Origin of the sequence: Pseudoalteromonas sp. S3431 (assembly GCF_000690035.1) — a bacterium.
GTDB lineage: Bacteria > Pseudomonadota > Gammaproteobacteria > Enterobacterales > Alteromonadaceae > Pseudoalteromonas > Pseudoalteromonas fuliginea.
The window spans coordinates 1-23,056 of record NZ_JJNY01000071.1 but is presented as its reverse complement, the minus strand read 5'-3'; the positions used below and the strand labels follow the sequence as shown (position 1 = coordinate 23,056).

Below are 23,056 nucleotides of genomic sequence, written 5' to 3'. Positions count from 1 at the left end.
CATATATAAGCAGATTGGTATCACGTTTCTACAAATAACCTAACCTAAGTTCCATCAATAAAAGCGGCAATAACAATGTAGTGACGGTTTTTTAATTATTTATCATTCCCAAAGCACTTTCGCCCATACCGACTAATTTGTCATTTTTAAATATCAGTGGAGTACATTCATCTTTCGTTGTTTTTCCGTCAGAATGAACGCTATGCGTTACGTAAAACAGTATTTGATAAACATCATCACCTTTTTTTAATAATTCAGTGAAGTCAGGTGTTTTTAATTTAGTTAACACGGATTGATAGCTACTATCCATTGCAAGCTCTGAAATGGCTTCACGATTATTTTTATTCTTAGTTTCCCAACTAGATGAATTTTTACCAGCCCAATGTGTTTCTGTTTCGCCATCTGACACTGCAATAACACAGCCTGTTAAAAATGGAGCGATTAAAGCTGCAGCTAAAAGTGATTTTTTCATTTTTATTTACCTTAATAAAGTTTTTAATTTGTTATTAGCTGTATTAAAGCAAAGGGTATACCATAATTATAAGTTGTTATTAATCATTGCCTTAAGTTGTCTTGGCTGTTTTTATCTAGCAAAATATTAAATGTGTTAGTAAAAACAGCCATTTTTTAGTTTTTTTGATTACTACAATAAAATCACTACACCAAGCGGTTACGTGATTCACCATTATTAAATGCAGTAATATTTAAACTTACTTCATTAATTAAGCGTACGATAGATTCAGTACTTGCCCATGCAATGTGTGGAGTGAGTAATAAATTATTGCCTTTGTAATTAGCAAGTGGATTTGAAAGCTCGGCAGGCTCTTTAGTTAGTACATCAACACCTGCGCCTGCAATTAGGTTTTGCTCAAGTGCTTTAGCTAGGTCGGCTTCGTTAATAATGCCACCACGTGCGGTATTAATAATAATGCTACTTGGCTTCATCATTTTAAGCTCATTAAGCGAAATTAAATCACGTGTTTCATCTGTTAGCGGGCAGTGTACGCTGATTATATCTGCTGTTTTAACGGCGTCTTCAAAAGGCGTACGACCATCTCGACATTTAACCCCTTTACGCTCTGCTACAATAACATTAGCGCCAAATGCCTCAGCCACTTTCGCAACACCCTTGCCTAACGTACCACCGCCTATAATGGCAAATGTTTTACCTTGTAGGTCGTTAAAGCTGTAATCGAGTATGCAAAACATGTCACTTTTTTGCCACGCGCCTTGCTGGCAATCCGCCTGATAGCGGTGTGTGTTACCCAGTAAGTTAGTAATTAAAGAAAACGTATGTTGAACAACTGAAGGGGTTGAATAGCCAGCTACATTAGTTACGGCAATACCAAATTTTTTAGCGGCTTCTAAATCAACATTATTAGTACCAGTTGCGCTAACACAGATTAGTTTAAGCTGAGTCAGTTGACTAATCGTGTCGCGATTTAAAACTGCTTTATTAGTGATTAATACATCAGCATCTTGGCAATGTTCAATAACTTGCTCTGGGCTAGTAAGTTCATAAGTCGTTAATTTACCAAGTTGTTCAATACAAGTAAGAGATGTTTTAGTTAATGTAGCGTTATCAAGAATAGTAATGTTCATTATGAGCCCTAAAATAAGTGGATCTGAAAGAGTTAAAATCGTAAAAAAGAGGCTTACGATCCATCAAAAATCTAAAATATGGGCTTAAGGTACTACGAAAGAAAGGCTTTGTTAATGGTATTACTACCAAATGATTAGAGGGCTATGTATTAGTGGTCAGCCCACTAACAGTCTAAGAATATGGTATTTTACTGGATTGGTTAGCTAAATTTGTTGCACTAATACCAGGTTTCATGGTCGAACTTTATGTAAAGTAAAGAGCATGATCCACTTAAGTAATAAAAGCCGTTTATTGGTTATTTCGCATTTTAGATTGGCTGAGTTATAATCGAACATAGACATAAACGGTGCGCTTTGGCGTGCCGTTTTTTAACATTATAGATGTAGTAATGAGTGAATTAGAAGACAAATACGCAGATATACGCCCATACAACGACGACGAAGTTGCGGCGTCGCTTACGCGTTTGATTAACGACGATGCGTTTATTGATGTAATAGCAAAGTATAATTTACCGCGCTTTTTATCGGCAGTGCCTTTTATTGCACGTCCAATGGTAAGAAGTCAGTTACGCAAAAAATGGGGCAAAGTAAGCACCGTTGAAGATGTGCAAAATGAAGTGGCGCAATACTTAGATAAACTAGTGAAGCGCACCACATCAAAAGTTACCTTTTCTGGGCTAGATCAGTTAGACGCTAATCAGGCCTATTTATTTATTTCAAACCACAGAGACATAGTGCTTGACCCTGCATTAGTTAATTGGGGTTTATATCAGCATAAAATGAAAACAGTGCGTATTGCTATTGGCGATAATTTATTGCAAATACCTTACATTACTGAGCTTATGCGTTTAAATAAAAGTTTCATTGTCAAGCGCTCTGCTAAAGCACCAAAAGAAATGTTAAAAGCATTAACCCAGTTATCGTCATATATCTATGACTCTTTAATCGGTGGAAACTCTATTTGGATTGCACAAAAAGAGGGGCGTGCGAAAGATGGATTTGATCAAACGGATCCTGCGCTTCTAAAAATGCTGCAACTTAATGGGCGCAAGCAAAAGAAAGAATTTGGTGATTATATAAAAGAGTTAAAAATAGTCCCTGTTTCTATATCTTATCAATACGAGCCGTGTGCTATTTCTAAAGCTAAAGAGTTATATCATAAGCAACTCCACGGTGAATATATTAAGTCTGCTGGTGAAGATATTGCCAGTATCGTCGAAGGCTTTAGTACCGCCAAGGGACATGTTCATTTAGCGTTTGGACGGCCTATTGAATCCAATTGTGATAGCGCAGAAGCGTTGGCAAAAACGATTGATCAGCAAATAGTGGATTCATTTTATTTACACCCCGGAAATTATATTGCTGGTGGCTGTAAAAAAGCAGTAATTGACTCACCAGATACAGCCACCTTCGAACAGCGAATGGCTAATGTACCTGAAGAGCTTAAACCGCTTGTACTTGCAATGTACGCTAAGCCTTTTCATCGTAAGAGTGAGATTAATATTAAAAGTTGTGAGCACTAAGCGGGGTCTGCTTACCTTTTTAGATTAAACATACGCTGCCCTTTGAGTTCGCTCTTGGGCGACTTACTCTTTGTTGCTCTGTATTTACTTTGCCCACGAGATTGCAGACCTCGCGCCGTGATTCAATTGCGTCTAAATAGAACCTTTATGCTCAAAGGTCACAGGTGAGTTTAATAACCTTTGAAAAGTGACTGTTTATTTGTCACTTTTTTTTTGCTTAAAAAAAACGCTATACTAAAAGTCTGACCTTCTTAAGTGGTATTAATACAATGCAACAAATTGAAATATTTGATATTCCAAGCCCTTGCAAAGGTATTTGTCTAGTGAATAATAGAGGGTATTGCAAGGGATGCTACCGCAGTCGCGATGAGCGTTTTACTTGGAACTCACTAAGTAATGCCCAAAAAAAGAAAGTGCTTAGTTTATGTCAACAACGCTACAAGCGTTACCTGCAAAAAGATCAAAAAAATTCAGCGTTAAATAGTAAAACCGAACAGCAAGGATTTGATTTTTAATTCTTATCTGCCCTTTGGCACATATAATGCCAGTGCTGCATAGAATTCGAACAATTTAGCGCTGAAAATAGCTGCTTGGGATAGATTTATTATCCAAAGCTTCGATTAATTAGCCAGTCACTAAAGTACTATTTACGGCCACAAAGCTACTGTTACGACTATTAATCTATAATCGATACCTCATAACTAATTCCATCTAAAGCTTGCTTTTCTATGTGCCAATTGTGTTCTTGGAACACACAAAACGGTTGTTAAAATACGACGGGATAAAAATAAATTAATCAACAATAATAAGATGCTAAAATGTTGTGGCTGCTATTTTAAATTACTACAGAAGTAAATAAAATACGCGGCGTATAATGCAATATAGCCACCTTATTGGTTGGTTTATAGCATTATCGCTATTTAAGCTGGTAATTTATTGGAATGAATTAGGAAATACTATGAGCTTTAACTTATGTCTGTTACCACGTGAAGAGAAATACCAAATTCAGCTCGATTATGAAGCGTCATTTTGGGCGTATCAAATTAAACGCAATAAAAAAACGCGTGAACAAGTGTATAACACTATTCATAGCCGTCCGATTGCTGAGCAAATGTTTTTAAAACAGCAATTTGAACAGTATTTGTCAATGATGCTAAGTTAGGTATGTATAAGGTTGAAATATTAGAACAAGTTAAAAGTCCACTTGTTAATAAATTTTATAAGCAATACAGCGTAAGGGGGCGTGCTAATAAGCAAGATCAACTTTGGGTTGTTTATAATAAAACAGATATTGTTGCTGCGTGCCGCTTACAACATAAAGCCGAGTTTTTATTTTTGTCGACCGTTTTTGTCGCTCCTCAGCATAGATCTAAAGGTTTAGCAAAGCTATTAATAACAACACTCTTAGAGAAGCAAAATAAAGTTGTTTATACCTTTGCCTACAAAACACTAGTTGATTTATACCACACTATTGGTTTTAACCAAGTGTTAACATATACTCTTGCTTTACAAGTACTTTTCGATACTTACAAACACCGCAATGTAGTCGCCTTAAAATACCCATAGCATCAAATAATATGGAATAAGCATGAGCAGATGTGTTAACTGGATCATATGTAGTTTAATAGCTTTTACTGCTATTTTAAGCTCTCAAGTAGGCGCACAAGTGAAGCGTTTATCTCCAAACGAAGGTTTGTCACAGAGCTACGTTAACACTATGCTTATTGATAATAGCGGTTACTTATGGCTTTCGACAGAAGCGGGATTGAATCGTTATGATGGTTATCAGATTATTCCTATTAATGGCCCTAATGGTGAATTAGAAGATGCTATTATTGACCGCATTTACCAAGACCCTCAGGACCATATTTGGATTGCATCATTGCTTGCTGGCTTGTTTAGGTACGACCCTGCAACTAACTCATACAAACAGTTTCTAGAAAAACCCACCAGCGAAGAACAAATTATTAACAAATCTGCTTTTAGCATGCTGGCGATTGATGAAAAAACACTGTGGATTGGGCGAGGTAGAGACTTTGCAAAGTTAGACATTGAAAGTGGCATAGTAACTTCTATTTTTGAGCTTTCACATGAATATAAGAACACTTTAGTTAGGGAGCTTTTTCACTACAATGGCTATATTTTTATTGGCACTAGCCACGGTGCTTATATATTTGATATCGCGACGGAACAAATACGTCCACTACAGCATTTAAAGGGTGAGCCTGAACATATTTACCAAAATAATGTGAAAGCGTTCGCCTTAGGCGAAAGTAATCAACTTCTCGTTGGTACTGTAAAGGGGTTGTATCAAGTAGATATCACTAATTTATCGAAGATGTTTGAGCGCCCCGACCTACCATTTAAAAATAAGGCTTTGTTGGCAGATTTAAATATTTGGCAAATTGTTAACGCTCATGGAAAAGTAGATTTAGCTACAGATAAAGGATTGTTTAAGTTTGACTTAACCAGTGGTGAATTGATTAAAAATACGCGTATAACGCAAAGTAAATATACGCTTGCTGATACTAGTATTATTGATATGGTAAAAGATAAATCAGGCGGCACATGGGTGGCGACCAAAACAGATGGCGCATTTTATTTATCAAACGATAATTATAATTTTAGCAATGTTGATGGCAGTTTATTAGGTGGTGATGGATTGTCGCATCATTCGGTGTGGGGCATTACCGAATACAATGATAAGTTATGGTTAGCCACGCACAATGGCATAACCGAGGTCGATTTAAAAGCCAATACAGGAAAGGTCTATTTAAAAGACTATAAAGTAGATTTACTAACAACCGAATTTACTGTTTATGAAATAATGCCCTATAAAAATAAATTGTGGCTTTACAGTAACCGAGGGCTGTTTGTTTTTGATCCAATTACACATGATGTTAGTAAACCAATAACAAAAAATCCTGCTAACCAAAATAAAATAAAAGGCTGGGTGCATGGTGTTACACTTATGCCAAATGGCGATTTATATTATGTGCACTCAGATCATGGCGTGTTTATTTATAACATTGATACGCAAATAGTGACTCGTTTAGGTGGTGAATTTGCACAATTTCAACCTTTCCTAGCCCATGGTTTTTTACCACCACTTTCTAGTAAACCCGATTCACCATTGTTTTTTAATGCGGGAATTTTATATCAAGTAAACCCTGAAAATTTTGCATTGAAAATGATTTATAAAGTACCCAAACAGCATGAAAATGTTGCTATTAGTGTGTTGTCGTATGTTATAGATAACAACAATATTTTATGGATATCATTGTCTAATTTTGGCCTAATAGGACTTGATGCTTTAACTTACCAGCTAGTACATACAATTGATTTGGAAAAAAATAAATTGGGCACTTTACTCTATGACATGGTGCTAGATGATGACGGCATGATTTGGATGAGTAGCCACAAAGGTATCTGGCGGTTAAACCCAAAAACATTACATTTTCAACAGTTTACTGTATCTGAAGGGCTGCTTTCGGCTGAATTTAATAGCAACGCAATGGCACGCCTAAAAGATGGCCGAATTGCATATGGTGGCTTAAAAGGTCTCACCTATTTCCAGCCAATGGAAAATAAAAATACTCAGGTGCTAATTGATCATGTCAATATTACACGAGTCAATTTGATGTCGCGTGATTTATCGTTTGATTTAAAGCAGCCACTAAATGAAGTTATTCTGAACCATGATGACATAGGACTTGAAGTTGCTTTTTCTGCTATGGCATTTAGTAATCAAGAGCGTATTATTTATGAGTATCAATTAGGCAATGGCCAGAAAACGTATACTCGCAATAATAATCGCGTTTTATTCCCTAAACTTAATCCGGGTAACTACCAATTAAAAGTGTGGGCGAAAGATCCACTTACAGGCAAATACACAGCACCTGCAACTTTAAAAATAAGAGTAAAATACCCGCTTTGGCGAGCGCCTTATTTTATGGTGCTATATGCAATGTTACTCGTTGCATTTGTAACAATGTGGGTGATGCGACGCAATAAAATTCAACGGATTCTATTAGCAGCAAATAAAGAGAGCAAAGAAAGTGAAGCCCGCTTAAAAATAGCGTTAGAAGGCAGTGAATCTGGGGTATGGGATTGGCAGTCAAGTAACCCCTCCATTTATCAGCCTCGGTTAAAAAATGAACTTGGCTACGATAATGAAACAGTGAGTTTGGATGATTATTTAGCTAAAATTCACCCGCAAGATAAACAATTATTTCGCTTAGAATGGTTAGAATTTTTATCTACTGATAAAGGTTACTTTAACTGTACCTACCGCCTGCGCCACGCAAAAGGCTATTGGCGGTGGTATAAAGATTTTGGCAAAGTTGTAGAGTGGGACGAAAAAAACCCGCAAAAAGTGGCGGGGACCTACACTAATATGACCCGTGAGATGGTATTTGAAGAGCATGCATTGTTGTTTACCGCAGCATTTGAGCAAACCCGTGATTGGGTGCTTATACTCGATAAAAACTTTAATATCCGTGCCTCAAATAAATCACTTCAAACAGCCTTTAACTTCTCTGCTGAGTCGCTTTCTAGTCGCTCTCTAAATTTAGGAATTTCACGCAGCAATCGTTTTGGCTATTTACGGATTATACAAAAACTATTAGTTGGCGAGCATTTCACTTGCGAAGATACTGTAGTGCTTGCAAATGGTGAGTCTCATTATGTATTAGTGAAAATAAGTGCAGTGGCCGATAACGAGCAACGATTAAATAGTTATGTTGTTATATTAACGGATATAAGCGCTCAAAAATCAGCTGAAAATGAACTTCATTTGCTCGCTAATTACGATGTATTAACGGGATTACCAAACCGTACGTTGTTTAACGATCGTGTTGGGCATGCGTTAGAACAAGCAAAAAAGCACAGCTGTAAAGTTGCACTGTTATACATAAATATTAAGCGCTTTAAGTACTTTAATGATTCCTTAGGGCACGAAGCGGGTGATGAATTAATTAAAAAAGTCGCAGAGAGATTAAAATGTGCATTACGCCCATCAGATAGTGTCGCACGTTTTAGTGGTGATGAATTTGTTGCGCTCGTAGAGGATGTTCATAAAATAGAAGAGGTTTTACTTATATGCGTAAAACTAATGGATTGCGTAAACCAAAATATTAGTGTTAGCGGACAGGTCGTTAATATTAATTTAAGTATTGGTGTTGCTATATCTCCTGATGATGCAAAAGAAAGCGCTACATTATTAAAAGCGGCTAACATTGCGCTTTACCATGCTAAAGATTCACTTGAAAGTAGCTATCAATTCTATAAACAAGAAATGAATCAGCATGTACAAAAAACACTTCACCTGGAGTCACAACTTACTAAAGCTTATCAAGAACATGAATTTTGTAATTATTACCAACCCATTGTTAACGCAAAAACTTATATTACAGAAGGGTTTGAAGTGTTATTACGCTGGCCTGAAAATAATCTTATCCAAACTCAAGAATTTTCTTTAGCGGCTGAAGGCATTGGTTTAATAACAAAGATAATGCTGCAAACATTGGCGCGTGCTTTAGAGGATTTGAAAGAGTGGCGTAAGGTATCGCCGAAGCTTTATTTATCAATAAATTTATCGGCACTTGATTTTGAGTTTATAGAGTTAGTGCCAGAGATCAGAAAAGCCCTAAGTAATGCCAATATACCCTCAGACGCGATTGTATTTGAAATTACTGAGTCGATACTTATGCGTGATTCAAAACAAGCATTGCACAGTATGGAGATGCTTAAAAGTTTGGGCTGCAAGCTTTATATGGATGATTTCGGTACTGGTTATGCTTCATTGACTTATCTAAAACGTTTTCCTATCGACGTACTAAAAATTGATAAGAGCTTTGTACAAGACATAGGCATAGACTCTGACGACGAAGCCATTATTCAATCAATACTTGCCCTTGCACACAGTTTAGGTAAAGAATGTGTAGCAGAGGGGGTTGAAAGCTCACATCAGCTCGCCTTTTTAAAAGAAAGAGGATGCAGGCATTTCCAAGGCTACTTATTTAGTAAACCTGTACCAAATAACGAAGTACTACCACTTATTAATCGCGATTGGAGTGATATGTTCAATTGATAATATTGTACTTATTTAAGGCCTTTTACCGCAGTGCCTGCAAAATAAATGACCATTGTGCTCATTTAACTGTGTTTTAATAGCCTTATTAGCTTCTAGTTTACTCAAGCCTAACTTATAGCGTAGTTCTTCTAGGTGTTCTTGTTGAGTATCATTAAGAGTACCATTTTGAATTTGTTCATGTACGGCATCTTCAAAAAGCTGGCGGCGTTTACGTATTTGTTCTGAAAAACTAGACGCGAGTAAACCGGTAGGTATAGCAACCATTCCCATGCTCAGTAGTGTGATAACCCCGCCGAAAAACTTACCTAATGGCGTTATAGGTACTACATCGCCATAACCAACGGTTGTTAATGTTGCCATTGCCCACCACATAGAAGCGGGAATCGAGCCAAATTTATCGGGTTGTATGTCGTGCTCAATTAAGTAAATTCCGCATGAAGCTAAAATAAGCACCACTGCCATAATAAAAAAAGCAGCCATTAGTGAACTACCTTCATCGTTAAAGGCTTTTAAAAGTAGTTGCATGGCGCGTGAGTAGCGTGTGAGTTTAAATACTCTTAATAGTCGAAGCACACGTAAAAAACGTAAATCGAGAGGAAATAAAAACATCATTAAGCTCGGCAAAATCGCGATTAAATCAACAATTGCCAAAGGGGAGAAAAAATAACTAAGCCGACGTTTGGTATTAGATCCTTTTATTGCAGCATATTGTGTTTTATCTACGCAAGCCCAAAGTCTGGCTAAGTACTCAATAGCAAAAATAGCGACTGAGACAATTTCTAAAACTAAGAATTCGTTGTAATACTGCTCTACCACACTTGGGATTGATTCAATAACAATGGCTACAACGTTGATCATTATTAAGCTAATGAGTGCAATATCAAGAATATGCCCTGCTCGGCGGTACTGGCCTGTGCCTTCAAACAGGCAAGCCAATTTTTGTCTTAAAGTCTGCGAATTATTCATTATGTAAGTTTAAGCACCATGTTAATACTGCCTTCTTCAAAGTCGCGACTAATTGTAAAACCTAGCTTACGGGCAAGCTCAATCATCCCTGTATTCTCTGGTAAGGTTATGCCCTCAACTGACTCCACACCTTGGTGTTTGCAGTGATTAATTGCAGCGCTCATTAGTATACGACCAAGCCCTAAGCCTTGGCAGTCTGAGCGTACTACAATAGCAAATTCAGCATGTAGGTTATCGGGATCCATAATGACGCGAGATACACCCAAAGTGCGGGTTTTACCTTCAAAGCGTTGGCAAACAATAAACGCCATTTCACGGTCGTAATCAATTTGGGTCATTTTAGCGAGTTGATCGTGGTTAAACTGTGGAAGCTCGCCAAAAAAGCGTTTATATCTGTCTTCTTTATTAAGTGACTCGTCAAATACTTTATGAGCTTGTTCATCTTCTGGTTTTATCGGTCTGAGCGTAGCTTGGGTGTTATTCTTAAGTGTTACCACTTCAACAAGCTCAATAGGGTAGGGACGAATAGATAACCGCTTACGATTGCTCTGAGCTTGATAGCGATTAAGTGTCATAGTGGCATCGAGCACTAAAAACTGCCCATTACTGGCAAGAATAGGATTTAGTTCCATTGAGCTAATGTCAGGTTGATCAATAACTAACTGAGAAATACGCGTTAGCAGTGCACACAAACGATACTTATCAACTTTTTCGGGGAGTATGCGCTCCTTTAATACGCCTTTGTCGTGCGCTGCAGCAATTAAATACTTTGCCAAGTTCATATTTAGTGGAGGCAGTGCAACGGCGGCTTGTGCATATTCAAGGCCGGTTCCTGCTTCACCTAATAATATAACTGGGCCAAAATTGGGCTCGGTTTTAATCGCAATTCGCAGCTCATTTGCGCCTGCTCGCGGCGCCATTTTTTGTAATGAAAACCCCTCAATAACAGCATCCGGATACGTGTTTTTAATACGGATAAGCATTGCAAAAGCGGTTTGTTCAACTTCGTTGGCGTCGTTTAAATTAAGCACCACACCACCGACTTCAGACTTCGAGGCAATACTAGGGCTAATAAGTTTTAACGCGACCGGAAAACCAAGCTCTATGGCTTGCTCTTTGGCTTCTGTTGGGGTGTAAGCGACCTCAGTTTGAATGCATTTAATACCATAGTGGTTTAATATTTGGCTTGCCTGATGAGTAGGTAAGTAGCTTTGTCCGTCATCTAAAAACTCATTAATAAGCGCTTTAGCGGCCACTTTATTTATTTTAGCGTCATCAGTGTTCGACTCAGGTGTTTGCGTTAAATGCTTTTGGTTACGGCGATACGTTACCAAGTGCATAAACGCGCCTACAGAACCCTCTGGTGTTCTATAAGTGGGTATTGCGTTGTTTGAGCACACTTTTCTGGCGGCGTAAGATGCGTCTTCACCCATAAAGTTAGTTATAACGTAAGGGCGCGCCATTTTGGGTAATGTTTGTAAGGTTTCTACAATAATGTTGGCGTAGTCTTCGCTGGGCGCAAGCGCTGAGGGAGTATGGATAATCAGTAAGTTTTTAACTTCTTTTGCGTGCAGTAAAATTTCTAATGCTTGCTTATAACGCGCAGGTGCAGAGTCGCCAAAAATATCCACAGGGTTTGAGGTGGTTTCTGATTGCGGAATGACTTTATTTAGCGCATTTCGGGTTTCAATGCTTAGTTCTGCTAATTTACCGGAACTTTGAATAAGTTCATCAACGGCCATAACACCTGGGCCACCACCATTAGTTAAAATTGTCAGTTGTTCTACTTTTAATAATTTTGGATGCATGGCGAGTGTTTGTGTCGCTGCAAATAGCTCTCGTAAATCATTTACACGCAGCATACCCGCTCGTTGGAATAACGCATCGTAAACAGCATCAGAGCTTTGCTTTGCGCCGGTGTGAATTTCGGCTGCAAGTGCGCCCGCAGTTGTTTTACCTGTTTTAATCGCAATTACAGGCTTACTAAAGGCGGCGGCCCTTGCTGCTGATATAAAGCCACGAATATCTTCAATGTTATCTATGTAGAGTAAAATAGCTTTGGTTTTAGCATCACGACCTAAAAAGTCGAGTAGTTCATTAAAGTTTATATCAAGGCAATCGCCTACTGATACAAAATATGAAAAGCCAATTTCTTTGTTTTTAGCCCAATCTAAAATGGTTGAGCATACTGCTGCTGATTGCGATACAAATGCAATTTTACCTGGGCTTGCCACGGTATGTGAAAAGCTCGCATTTAAACCAATATGAGGGATCAGCAAGCCTAAGCAATTGGGTCCAAGCAAAGTAACTTGTTTGGCTTGAGCGCATGCTTTAAGCGCGCTTTTTTGTTCCCCAGATAGCCCATCGGCAATAACAATAGCCGTTTTACAGCCAAGCTCTCCAAGCTGCTCAATAATATCAATTAAGGTATTTTTGTTAGTACAAATAACAGCAAGGTCGGGTACTTTTGGTAAGTCAGCAATAGAGGGGTAAGCAAGTACGCCATGTACTGCGCTATGGCTTGGAGTAACGGGCATTATCGGCCCTTTAAAACCGCCTTGAAGTAAGTTGCGCATAACCACAAAACCAGCCCGAGTTGATACGTTAGAGGCGCCAATAACGGCCACTGAGCTTGGGTTAAAAAATTGGGTTATACGCTTAAGGCTCATGGTTTTTCCTAGGCTGATTAAATTTTGCGTTATTTATAGTCTCAATGTACCCTGTTTACTGTGTTATTTCGAGCGTATCGATGCTTATTATTGATATCAATCAAGGAGATTATTGTGAATAAAACCCCCGGTTTTTACATTGTTATAGCGGCTATCTGTTTAAGTATAGGCCTAATTAGCTTAGGGTTTATTTTAAAAAGTACCGCTCTGGGTGTGAAAGGGATGGAACGTACTGTGCAGGTTAAGGGATTGGCCGAGCGAGAAGTAATCGCCGATACGGTAATTTGGCCTCTGCAATTTAGTGATGCCGACAATGATCTTGAAGAATTAGTCAGCCGAGTTGAGAAAAAAAATGATGCGGTAACTGCTTTTTTAAAACTCCATGGTTTTGACGACGATGAAATAACAATAGGCAGCCAGTCAGTTATTGATAAACAATCACGTGAATACAGTAATGAAAATCAAAAGTTTAGATACATAATACGCTCAAATATTATTGTTTATTCAAATGCACCAGATAAAGTACAAAACGCGCTGAGTAAAGTAAGCCAGCTTGCTAAACAAAATATCGCAATAGTGCAGGATAGTTACGAAACAAAAGTTGAATACATTTTTACAGGCCTCAATGATGTAAAACCTGCGATGGTGCAAGAAGCAACTGAAAAAGCGCGTGAAGTCGCTAATAAATTTGCTAAAGACTCTAATTCAAAATTAGGCAAAATAAAAACAGCTCGCCAAGGGCAATTTAGTATCAGTAATCGCGATTCAAACACTCCACAAATCAAAAAAATACGCGTTGTTACTAGTGTTGAATATTATTTAGATGACTAAATTGCTCTAATTAAATGCGCCACCTGTGCGGTTGAACGCTGCAAGTAAGCAGCACTAAGTAAAATGCTAGTTTCGTTAAGGCCTGCACCTTTTAATGTATTTGCCAGTTGCTGTTTAGCCATTGGGTTTTGTTTTTGCTCTATTTCCATGAGTGCTAATAACGCTGAAAACTCATGTTTAACCGGCGTGCTTGGCTTATTCGCATACGCAATGTAACAAGCTACGGGTGTTAGGCCGCGATCGTTTGGCTGGGCAAGCGCTTTTACTAAATCATCGTTAGATTCAAACAGCATTAAAGAGCGCACATAATTAAAAGGTAATTTTTGATCGTCGGCGTGTTTAAATACATTATGCAGCGCGTTATTGCCCCGCACGTCTTGCGCTAAAAAGCCTTTATTAACTTTAAGTGCTGGGGTAAAAAAGGTTAACGTATCTGTTGTTGTCAATTGGTTTATAAACGCGGCTGGAGGTGCATTGGTAGTTAAAATACGCGTTGCCACATTTTGCATAAAGTCGTATTTAATGCTCATACGCTGAGTGCTTTCATATAAATGATTTAGCTGCAATGTCTGTTGGGCTGGGCTTAACTGTTTAAAGTCGTTATCAAGCTCATCTAGCTGATGCTTTGAAATACGTGCGTTAAGTAGTTGTATGCTTAAATCCATTATTATTTCCAAAGTCTTTTTTGCTACTATAAAACAAAAAAGGTCGCAAATGCGACCTTTCATCTTTAAAGCAATTGTTTAAATTGGTTTTAAGCTTTTTTGCTTGCTACCCATTCATTAACAAAGTTTTCTAGTACATTAAGTGGTACAGGACCATTTTTAAGGACAACGTCGTGGAACTGGCGAATATCAAACTTATCACCCAGTTGCTTTTTAGCGTCTTCACGAAGTTCTAAAATCTTAAGCATACCTACTTTATAAGCAGTTGCTTGTGAAGGCATTACAATGTGACGCTCAACCATTTTAACACCGTCAGATGTTGCATTAGGCGTGTTGTTTACGTAGTAATCAATACCTTCTTGGCGAGTCCACTTCATTGCGTGAATACCCGTATCAACCACTAGACGACATGCGCGCCACAGCTCCATTGAAAGGCGACCAAAATCTGAGTAAGGGTCTGAGTACATGCCCATTTCTTTAGGAATGAATTCTGAGTATAAACCCCAACCTTCAATATACGCAGTGTAGCCACCAAATTTACGAAACTTAGGCACGCCTTCTAGTTCTTGCGAAATAGCTATTTGCATGTGGTGACCCGGAATACCTTCGTGGTATGCCAGCGCTTCCATTTGATACGTTGGCATAGCTTCCATATCGTAAAGATTCGCGTAGTAAATACCTGGGCGTGAGCCATCAGGAGCTGGCTGTTGGTAAAATGCTTTGCCCGCTGCTTTTTCACGGAATGCTTCAACTGCTTTTACTTTTAAATCAGCTTTTGGTTTAACAATGAATAGCTCATCTAAACGTGTTTTCATTGTATCGATAAGCCCTGTTGCTTCATCAAGGTAGCGTTGTTTACCTTGTGCATCATTAGGGTAGTAAAATTGTTTGTCAGTTTTCATAAACTGCATAAAGGCTTTTAAGTCGCCTTTAAAGCCAACTTTATCTTTAATTTCACGCATTTCATCATGAATACGTGTTACTTCAGACAGGCCAATTGCATGAATTTCTTTAGCCGTTAAATCTGTAGTTGTAGTGCGCTTAAGTGCGTTGTTATAAAACGCTTCGCCATCAGGTAATTTCCATGCGCCATCACGGTTATCTGCACGTTTTTCTAACTGTGCTAGGTAGTTAATTAGCTTAGAGTAAGATGGTTTAACAGCCGATTTTAATGCATCTGATGCATCGCTGATTAACGAGTCTTTCTCGTTTTGGCTAATTTCAAGCACTGCTACTTTACGTTTAAAATCAGCAAGCAATGTAGAATCATCGCCTTTTTCGAATGGGGCACCGTGAATAATGTTTTTACTTGAATCAATAACATGCGGGAACACAAATTTAGGAGCGATAATGCCTTTTTCTGCACGTACATTTAAATCAGTAATAAGCTGATCAATAACCTCAGTAACACCATTTAAACGTGAAATGTAGTCTTTAGCTTCTTTTGCATTACTAATTGAGTGCTGATTAATTAAAAACGCAGGGATCATAGAATGCGTACCAAACATTTGGTTCACAGGGTAATTATGGTAACGCCATTTAAAGTCGGCAATTGAACTTTCAAGATCTTGTTTTTTTAAGTCGTAACTTACTTTTGTTGCATCATCTAATAAATCACGATTAATTGCTTTTAATGCAACTAGGTCAGCTTTTGTTTGTGCTAAATCTTTAAGCTTTCTTTCTTCGCTGCCATCGTCCCACTTATCGTAATCTTGCTTAATACCCATATATGTTTGATATACAGGACTGCTCATTACATCGCGATTAAATGTATCTTCAAAAAATGCATTCGCTTTGTCGATTTCACTTTGTTGTGATTGAACTGCTTGTGCAACAGAGGCTGGAGTTGATTGTTGTGTTGTTTGCTGGCAACCAGCAAGCAGTGCAACGCTTACAGCCGCTGCAATAAAAGTAAGTTTACGCATTGTTTTCCCTTTTGTTGTTAGAAACCCATTAGGGTGTTTTATATTTATTCGCTTTATATTGTCGTGTAGTGCCTTAGCGCTACACGAACAATTCTAGTAGGTCATTTAAAAAGCGATGACCTTTTAAGGTTACCTGCCAATGACTGTCTGTTTGAGTCAATAAACCTTTATTAAGTGCTTGGTTTAGTGCGCTTTGTTGACTTTGCAGTGGCAGTGTTGTTAGTTTATTAAAATCATTAATTGGGCAAGGCTCAACAAGGCGAAAGCGATTCATAAAAAATTCAAATGCTAAATCGTCTTGCTCTACATGCCAGCTTTTGTACATATACGGTTTAATTAAATCCATATAACCGCGCGGGTGCTTAACCTTTTCGGTGCGCGTTATAAGCCCTGTATTTTCATCAGTAACCTTACCATGTGCGCCGCAGCCAATACCAAGATAATCGCCAAAACGCCAATAATTCAAGTTATGTTGGCATTGATAGCCCGGTTTTGCATAACCCGATATTTCGTATTGTACGTAACCGGCTTGCTTGAGTAATTCTACTCCTTGTTCTTGAATGTCCCACAGTGTTTCGTCTTGTGGCAAGGTAGGGGGTTTTGAAGCAAACTGCGTATTGGGTTCAATAGTTAGTTGATACCAAGATATATGTGGTGGATCGAGCGCTATAATTTGCTTTAAATCACTCAGTGCATCGTCAAGTGTTTGCCCTGGTAAGCCGTGCATTAAATCAAGGTTAAAGCTATTTAAACCGGCTTCTTTAGCCTGCTGCGCAGCATAATTAGCCTCGTCGCTGCCATGAATCCGACCAAGTGCTTTTAACTTGTCGTTTTGCATGCTTTGTACACCAATAGAAATACGGTTAATGCCTGCTTTTACGTAATCTTTAAAGCGACCTGTTTCTACTGTACCAGGGTTGGCTTCAAGGGTAATTTCGCAGTGTTCTTCAAGCCCAATTAGGTTGTCGACTTCATTTAATAATCGGGTATAAGCTGCACCAGTTAATAAGCTTGGCGTGCCGCCACCAATAAAAATACTGTGAATTTTACGCCCTTGTACTAAGTGCAAATCAGCTTTTAAGTCATCAATTAAGTGTTGAACATATTCAGCTTCAGGTATTTCACCTTTTTGTCCGTGGCTATTAAAATCGCAGTACGGGCATTTTTGCACGCACCAAGGCACATGCACATATAAGCTCAGTGGTGGAAGGTTCACAGGCCGCCTTTTTGCTGTAGTTCTAGTAATAATTTTTGCAGCGCTTGTCCGCGATGACTCACTGCATTTTTTTGCTCTTTTGTAAGCTCAGCACTGGTGCAATTTTGTTCTGCTACAAAAAACACTGGATCGTAACCAAATCCACCGTTGCCATTTTGAGTGAGCGTAATTTCGCCCTCCCAACTAGCACTACAAATAAGCGGAGTCGGGTCGTCTGCGTGGCGCATTAACACCAGTACACACCAAAAACGAGCACTACGGATAGGGTTATTACCCAAGTCTACGAGTAACTTATCAATGTTATCTTGATCGCTGGCACCTGTGCCTGCAAAGCGAGCAGAATACACACCGGGCGCACCATTTAAGCCATCAACTTCTAAACCGGAGTCATCGGCAATAGCTGGCATGCCGGTAATTTTAGCGGCATGGCGCGCTTTAATAATAGCATTTTCAACAAAGGTAGTACCGGTTTCGGCAACTTCACCTACGTTAAAGTCGCTCTGTGGAACTACATTAATATTCAGAGAGCTTAGCATGTTAGCTAGCTCTTTTACTTTGCCAGGGTTACCTGTAGCAAGTACTAAAGTTTTGGTCATGTTATTAATCTACGTAAAATTTTTGCTGAAACTGTAATTTTTGAAATTGATTACTTTGCTGTATTTCAATCTCAAAGCGTAAAATCTCTTCGTTGGTGTAATCAACTTGGGCAAGGTAATAAATTGAATCACCTTCTTTTACTTCTTTAAAAGTAAGCGTTTGTTTGTTGCCAAGTAGGTTTCTAGCTGTGCCAGTAAGCTTTGCTGTTTGGGCTGTATTTTCGGCATCATTTTTTAAAACAGAAATATTCACAATGCCTTTGTATCCGCTTCGCTCAAGGCCATACGCTTTTGCTATTTTTGGCTGAATAAAAGTAGAAGGAAAAGCAATGTAATGCACTTGCCATGGGCCAAGCTCTTTGTATTGTGCGCCTTGCATTTCTTCGCTTTGCGCGTTAAATGCAAATGCTAAACAAGCAATAAAACAAAACTTAATTAAACGGTTCATTATGTATTCCTCAAAACATATAAAAAAGAGGCCTTTGGGCCTCTAATTAAAAAATCCATATTAGACTAAAAAATCCATAAGCAGCATTTGCAAAAACTGAATACCAATAATAAGTACTAAAACTGATAAATCTAAGCCACCCATTGATGGCAATATTTTACGAATTGGTTTTAGCATTGGTTCAGTAAGCTGATGGAAAACCGCTTCTATAGGGTTATAACCTTGGCTAACCCAACTTAAAATAGCGCGAATAATAAGTACCCAAAATACTAAATTAAGGCCTTCTTTTAGTACCGTTATAAGTGCTTGAATAAGTACAGGCTGTATTGCCCACGCATTATATATAACAAGCATTAAAGTACTTATTTTGGCTACAGCGACTATAAATGCCAGCAACAGAGAAGCTAAATCAAGCCCACCAAATCCAGGAATGATTTTACGCAGTGGTTTTACTGCAAACGAAGTGGCTTTAACCACAAACTGGCTCATTGGGTTGTAAAAGTCGGCTTTTGCCCACTGCAGCCAAAAGCGCAGTAATACCACCATTAAAAACAAATCAAACAAGGTACTGATTAAAAATTGCATGGCATTCATAGTGTAACCTTCAATAAAAAAGTAGTTTTAAAGTTCTTTTTCCATTTGCTCTGCACGCGCAATACACGCATCCATTGCATCGCCAACGGTTTTAGTTAAGCCTTCATCTTTTAAGTGCTCAACAGCTGCGTGAGTAGTACCGCCTTTAGATGTTACGTTTGAACGTAGTTGCGAAATACTAATATCAGGCTGGCTAAGTGCCATTTCGGCGGCGCCAAGGGCTGTTTGTTGCACTAAACGACGAGCGTCTTCGTCGTTAAAGCCCAGTGCTTTGGCTTTTTCTTCAATGGCTTCCATAAACAAGAAAAAGTAAGCAGGTGATGAGCCGGTCACAGCAATAATATCGTTTATTTGTGACTCTTCTTCAACCCATACCACAATGCCAGTGCATTCAAAAACTTGTTGTACAAATTCGTGTTCGCTTTGTGTTTCGCCCGCACCATATAAACCTGATACTCCGCGACCTAATAAAGACGGTGTATTTGGCATGCAACGTACCATTTTAACGTCTTTACCTAGCATTTCGCGCAAACGTTTTACGGTTAAGCCCGCAGCAACAGAAATAAACAGTTTATTGCTAAAGTCTATGCCTGACTCTTGAAACGATTTACATAAATCGCCCATCATTTGTGGTTTAACAGACAAAACAATTACATCAGCATCGCGCAGGGCTTCGTTATTGTCACTGGTGGTTTGCACCTTGAAATCAAATGCTACCTTTGCAAGCTTTTCTTGGTTGCGGTTAGTTGCAATAATATTACTTGCGTTAAAACCGTTTTTTACCATGCCACCAATAATGGCGTAACTCATATTACCTGTGCCTATAAATGCGATTTTTTTATCTGACATAAATCTGTTATCACCTTTTAAGTTCGTGTTCCAAAAATGTCTGTGCCGATCCTCACCATGGTTGAACCTGCACTAATGGCAGCTTCAACATCGTTACTCATACCCATCGACAAAGTATCTACTAGAGGATATTGGGTCTTTAGTTTATCAAAGCAAGTTTGCAATTGCTCAAAAGATTGAATTTGTGTATCCAGTTTGTCGCTTTTAGCAGGAATTGCCATTAAACCTCGAAGTGTTAGGTGCTCACATTGGTTTATATAATCGGCAAGTTCATCTATTTCATCGCGGTGGCAACCTGACTTTGCTTCCTCATTACTTATATTTACTTGAATAAGTACATTTAGAGGCGCTTTATCGCCTGGGCGCTGGGAGTTTAATCGTTTCGCTATTTTTAGGCGATCAACGCTTTGCACCCAGTCAAAATTGGCAGCCACTAAGGCACTTTTATTGGATTGAATAGGGCCAATGAAATGCCAAATGATGTCGCTATATGACTGTAGTTGAGCTATTTTATCTATAGCCTCTTGAACATAAGATTCACCAAATTCACGCTGGCCGTGCTTGTAAGCTGCAATTATATCTTCGCTTGGTTTCGTTTTAGACACTGCCAGCAAGGTTATTTCGTTGTTATTTCGCTGTGCATTTTTTGCAGCCATTGCAATTCTAGCGTAGGCGGATGTGAGTCGTTCTGCTATTGTAACCATATATTTATCAGTTAGTTGTGGAGTCATAAATGGATATTACCGAATTATTAGCGTTTAGTGTGCAACATAAAGCATCCGATTTACACCTATCGTCGGGTGTTTCACCTATGATACGCGTAGACGGTGATGTTCGTCGCATTAATATACCTGCATTAGAAGATAAAGACGTAAACAGTCTGGTTTACGATATTATGAACGACAATCAACGCAAGGACTACGAACAAAACCTCGAAGTGGATTTTTCGTTTGAAGTACCTAATTTAGCACGCTTTCGTGTGAATGCGTTTAATTCTAATCGCGGACCAGCAGCAGTGTTTCGTACCATACCAAGTGAAGTGTTAACGCTTGATGATTTAGGTGCGCCAGAAATTTTTAAAAAGATATCTGATACTCCTCGAGGACTAGTTCTGGTTACAGGGCCTACGGGCTCGGGTAAATCAACGACACTTGCCGCGATGGTAGATTATATAAATCAAAATAAACATCATCATATTTTAACAATTGAAGATCCAATTGAATTTGTTCACGATAATAAATTAAGTCTAATTAACCAGCGAGAAGTGCATCGCGATACACATAGTTTCTCAAATGCGTTACGTAGTGCTCTGCGTGAAGACCCTGATGTGATATTAGTCGGTGAGCTACGTGATTTAGAAACAATTCGTCTTGCAATGACCGCAGCCGAAACCGGGCACTTGGTATTTGGTACGCTACACACCACTTCAGCACCAAAAACGATTGACCGTATTATCGATGTATTTCCTGGTGAAGAAAAAGCAATGATCCGTTCAATGTTGTCTGAATCATTACGCGCAGTAATTTCACAAACATTACTTAAAAAAGTGGGTGGTGGGCGAGTCGCTGCGCATGAAATTATGATTGCAGTGCCTGCTATTCGTAACTTAATTCGTGAAGATAAAGTAGCGCAAATGTATTCATCTATCCAAACTGGCGCATCCGTGGGTATGCAAACAATGGATCAGTGTTTAACAAACTTAGTTAATCACGGTATTGTTAGTAACGTTGCAGCTAAAGAAAAAGCACAAGACAAAACACAATTTGGCGGTTAAGGAACTATTATGACGTTATCTTTAAATCATTTTTTACTGTTAATGATTGAGAAAAAAGGCTCTGATTTATTTGTATCAAGTAGGTTACCTGTAAGCGCTAAAATAAATGGCGAACTTATCCACTTAGGTGATGAAAAGTTAACTGATGAAGAAGCGCTCGAGCTTGTTGAGTCTGCTATGAGCGAAAAGCAAAAAGCGGAGTATCACGCAACTAAAGAATGCAACTTTGCGATTGCAACTGACGAAGGGCGTTTTCGTATTTCTGCCTTTTGGCAGCGTGATAGAGCCGGTATGGTTATTCGTCGAATAGTTACGCAAATACCTGATGTAGAAGAGTTAGGTCTGCCTTCTACGCTCACTGATGTAATTATGTCTAAGCGTGGGCTTGTGTTATTTGTGGGTGGTACAGGGACGGGTAAATCAACGTCTTTAGCGGCGCTTATTGGTTATAGAAATCGTCATCAACGTGGTCACATTTTAACAATTGAAGATCCTATTGAGTTTGTTCACGAACATCGTAAAAGTATTATTACTCAGCGCGAAGTAGGGCTTGATACAGAAAGTTTTGAATCAGCACTCAAAAGCTCATTGCGCCAAGCACCCGATGTAATTTTGATTGGTGAAATACGCTCACAAGAAACCATGGAATATGCACTTAGCTTTGCTGAAACAGGTCATTTATGTGTTGCTACACTACACGCTAATAATGCTAACCAAGCTATTGATCGAATAATGCATTTAGTACCTAAAGAAAAGCACGATAAGCTTAAATACGATTTAGCGCTAAATTTGCGCGCTATTATTGCTCAACAGTTATTACCTACTTCTGATGGTGAAGGTCGTGTTGCAGCAATCGAAATACTACTTAACTCGCCGATGATTGCAGAGCTCATTAAAAATGGTGATATTGGTGGTATTAAAGAGGCGATGGCAAAATCGAAAGAAATGGGCATGCAAACTTTTGATCAAGCATTATTTGAACTTTATAAACAACAATCAATTAACTATGCTGATGCGCTGCACCATGCTGACTCGCCGAATGATTTACGTTTGATGATTAAACTACGTAATAATGAACAACAAGGAGCTGGTTTTTTACAAGGTGTAACGATAGATGGTTTAGATGGAAAAGACAGTAATTACTAAATGCTAAATGAAAAATATAAAAGCGCCAAGTTGGCGCTTTTATATTTTATACGGCCTTATTATTCACCGTAACTAGGGCGTGTTGATCTTTGTGGATTGAAATTTGTTCAATCTAGGGGCGATTAAATCGCGGCGTGAGGTTTGTAACCTAGTGGGCT

General features: G+C 38.7%; 20 protein-coding genes. 8 read left to right on the top strand and 12 right to left on the bottom strand.

What is annotated here, in order from left to right; translation table 11 throughout:
* Positions 1-91: 91 nt before the first annotated feature.
* Positions 92-472, bottom strand: coding sequence for a DUF3192 domain-containing protein (locus DO88_RS03725; protein WP_033040521.1), 381 nt, complete (start codon positions 470-472; stop codon positions 92-94).
* A gap of 185 nt (positions 473-657) precedes the next feature.
* Positions 658-1,602: a D-2-hydroxyacid dehydrogenase gene (locus tag DO88_RS03730; RefSeq protein ID WP_033040518.1), complete on the bottom strand. Its 945-nt coding sequence runs from the start codon at positions 1,600-1,602 to the stop codon at positions 658-660.
* Positions 1,603-1,991: 389 nt separating this feature from the next.
* Here DO88_RS03730 and DO88_RS03735 point away from each other — a divergent pair, with 389 nt between their 5' ends.
* The 5 genes from DO88_RS03735 to DO88_RS03755 all read left to right on the top strand — a co-directional run bounded on the left by DO88_RS03735 (position 1,992) and on the right by DO88_RS03755 (position 9,216).
* Positions 1,992-3,125, top strand: a complete 1,134-nt coding sequence (locus DO88_RS03735; RefSeq protein WP_033040523.1) for a 1-acyl-sn-glycerol-3-phosphate acyltransferase — start codon at positions 1,992-1,994, stop codon at positions 3,123-3,125.
* Between the two features lie 269 nt (positions 3,126-3,394).
* The gene (locus DO88_RS03740; protein ID WP_033028336.1) at positions 3,395-3,640 is read left to right on the top strand and encodes a DUF1289 domain-containing protein; all 246 of its coding nucleotides are present in this window, start codon (positions 3,395-3,397) and stop codon (positions 3,638-3,640) included.
* Between the two features lie 443 nt (positions 3,641-4,083).
* A complete protein-coding gene (locus DO88_RS03745) occupies positions 4,084-4,287 on the top strand; it encodes a DUF3283 family protein (protein ID WP_008136617.1) in 204 nt (67 codons plus the stop codon).
* Between the two features lie 2 nt (positions 4,288-4,289).
* On the top strand, positions 4,290-4,691 hold the full coding sequence (locus DO88_RS03750) for a GNAT family N-acetyltransferase (protein ID WP_033040517.1): 402 nt from the start codon (positions 4,290-4,292) through the stop codon (positions 4,689-4,691).
* A gap of 22 nt (positions 4,692-4,713) precedes the next feature.
* Positions 4,714-9,216: an EAL domain-containing protein gene (locus DO88_RS03755; protein ID WP_033040515.1), complete on the top strand. Its 4,503-nt coding sequence runs from the start codon at positions 4,714-4,716 to the stop codon at positions 9,214-9,216.
* Positions 9,217-9,231: 15 nt separating this feature from the next.
* Here DO88_RS03755 and DO88_RS03760 read toward each other — a convergent pair whose 3' ends face one another.
* Positions 9,232-10,185, bottom strand: a complete 954-nt coding sequence (locus DO88_RS03760) for an ion transporter (protein ID WP_033040512.1) — start codon at positions 10,183-10,185, stop codon at positions 9,232-9,234.
* Positions 10,185-12,854: a bifunctional acetate--CoA ligase family protein/GNAT family N-acetyltransferase gene (locus tag DO88_RS03765; RefSeq protein ID WP_033040510.1), complete on the bottom strand. Its 2,670-nt coding sequence runs from the start codon at positions 12,852-12,854 to the stop codon at positions 10,185-10,187. The genes DO88_RS03760 and DO88_RS03765 overlap by 1 nt, the downstream gene beginning before the upstream one ends.
* A gap of 114 nt (positions 12,855-12,968) precedes the next feature.
* Here DO88_RS03765 and DO88_RS03770 point away from each other — a divergent pair, with 114 nt between their 5' ends.
* Positions 12,969-13,685 carry an SIMPL domain-containing protein gene (locus DO88_RS03770; protein ID WP_007376531.1) on the top strand — a complete coding sequence of 239 codons (717 nt, stop codon included), beginning with the start codon at positions 12,969-12,971 and terminating at the stop codon, positions 13,683-13,685.
* On the opposite strand, the gene DO88_RS03775 is transcribed toward DO88_RS03770, so the two are convergent.
* The 8 genes from DO88_RS03775 to DO88_RS03810 all read right to left on the bottom strand — a co-directional run bounded on the left by DO88_RS03775 (position 13,682) and on the right by DO88_RS03810 (position 20,709).
* Entirely contained in the window at positions 13,682-14,350 is a 669-nt protein-coding gene (locus tag DO88_RS03775) for a hypothetical protein (protein ID WP_007376530.1), read from the bottom strand. The two genes, DO88_RS03770 and DO88_RS03775, sit on opposite strands and share 4 nt — an antisense overlap.
* Positions 14,351-14,439: 89 nt before the next feature.
* The gene (locus DO88_RS03780; RefSeq protein WP_007376529.1) at positions 14,440-16,275 is read right to left on the bottom strand and encodes a DUF885 domain-containing protein; all 1,836 of its coding nucleotides are present in this window, start codon (positions 16,273-16,275) and stop codon (positions 14,440-14,442) included.
* A 79-nt stretch (positions 16,276-16,354) separates the two neighbouring features.
* A complete protein-coding gene (hemW, locus tag DO88_RS03785; RefSeq protein ID WP_033040508.1) occupies positions 16,355-17,491 on the bottom strand; it encodes a radical SAM family heme chaperone HemW in 1,137 nt (378 codons plus the stop codon).
* Entirely contained in the window at positions 17,488-18,087 is a 600-nt protein-coding gene (locus DO88_RS03790) for an XTP/dITP diphosphatase (RefSeq protein WP_033028329.1), read from the bottom strand. The genes hemW and DO88_RS03790 overlap by 4 nt, the downstream gene beginning before the upstream one ends.
* Before the next feature lie 4 nt (positions 18,088-18,091).
* A complete protein-coding gene (locus DO88_RS03795) occupies positions 18,092-18,535 on the bottom strand; it encodes a DUF4426 domain-containing protein (protein ID WP_007376526.1) in 444 nt (147 codons plus the stop codon).
* 60 nt (positions 18,536-18,595) lie between these two features.
* Positions 18,596-19,129, bottom strand: coding sequence for a YggT family protein (locus DO88_RS03800; RefSeq protein ID WP_002962568.1), 534 nt, complete (start codon positions 19,127-19,129; stop codon positions 18,596-18,598).
* 27 nt (positions 19,130-19,156) lie between these two features.
* Entirely contained in the window at positions 19,157-19,978 is an 822-nt protein-coding gene (gene proC / locus DO88_RS03805; RefSeq protein ID WP_033040506.1) for a pyrroline-5-carboxylate reductase, read from the bottom strand.
* Positions 19,979-19,995: 17 nt separating this feature from the next.
* Positions 19,996-20,709 carry a YggS family pyridoxal phosphate-dependent enzyme gene (locus DO88_RS03810; RefSeq protein WP_033040503.1) on the bottom strand — a complete coding sequence of 238 codons (714 nt, stop codon included), beginning with the start codon at positions 20,707-20,709 and terminating at the stop codon, positions 19,996-19,998.
* 2 nt (positions 20,710-20,711) lie between these two features.
* Between DO88_RS03810 and DO88_RS03815 the strand changes: the two genes are divergently transcribed.
* On the top strand, positions 20,712-21,752 hold the full coding sequence (locus DO88_RS03815) for a type IV pilus twitching motility protein PilT (protein ID WP_008136622.1): 1,041 nt from the start codon (positions 20,712-20,714) through the stop codon (positions 21,750-21,752).
* 9 nt (positions 21,753-21,761) lie between these two features.
* Positions 21,762-22,898: a PilT/PilU family type 4a pilus ATPase gene (locus DO88_RS03820; protein WP_033040501.1), complete on the top strand. Its 1,137-nt coding sequence runs from the start codon at positions 21,762-21,764 to the stop codon at positions 22,896-22,898.
* The last annotated feature ends 158 nt before the right edge of the window (positions 22,899-23,056 follow it).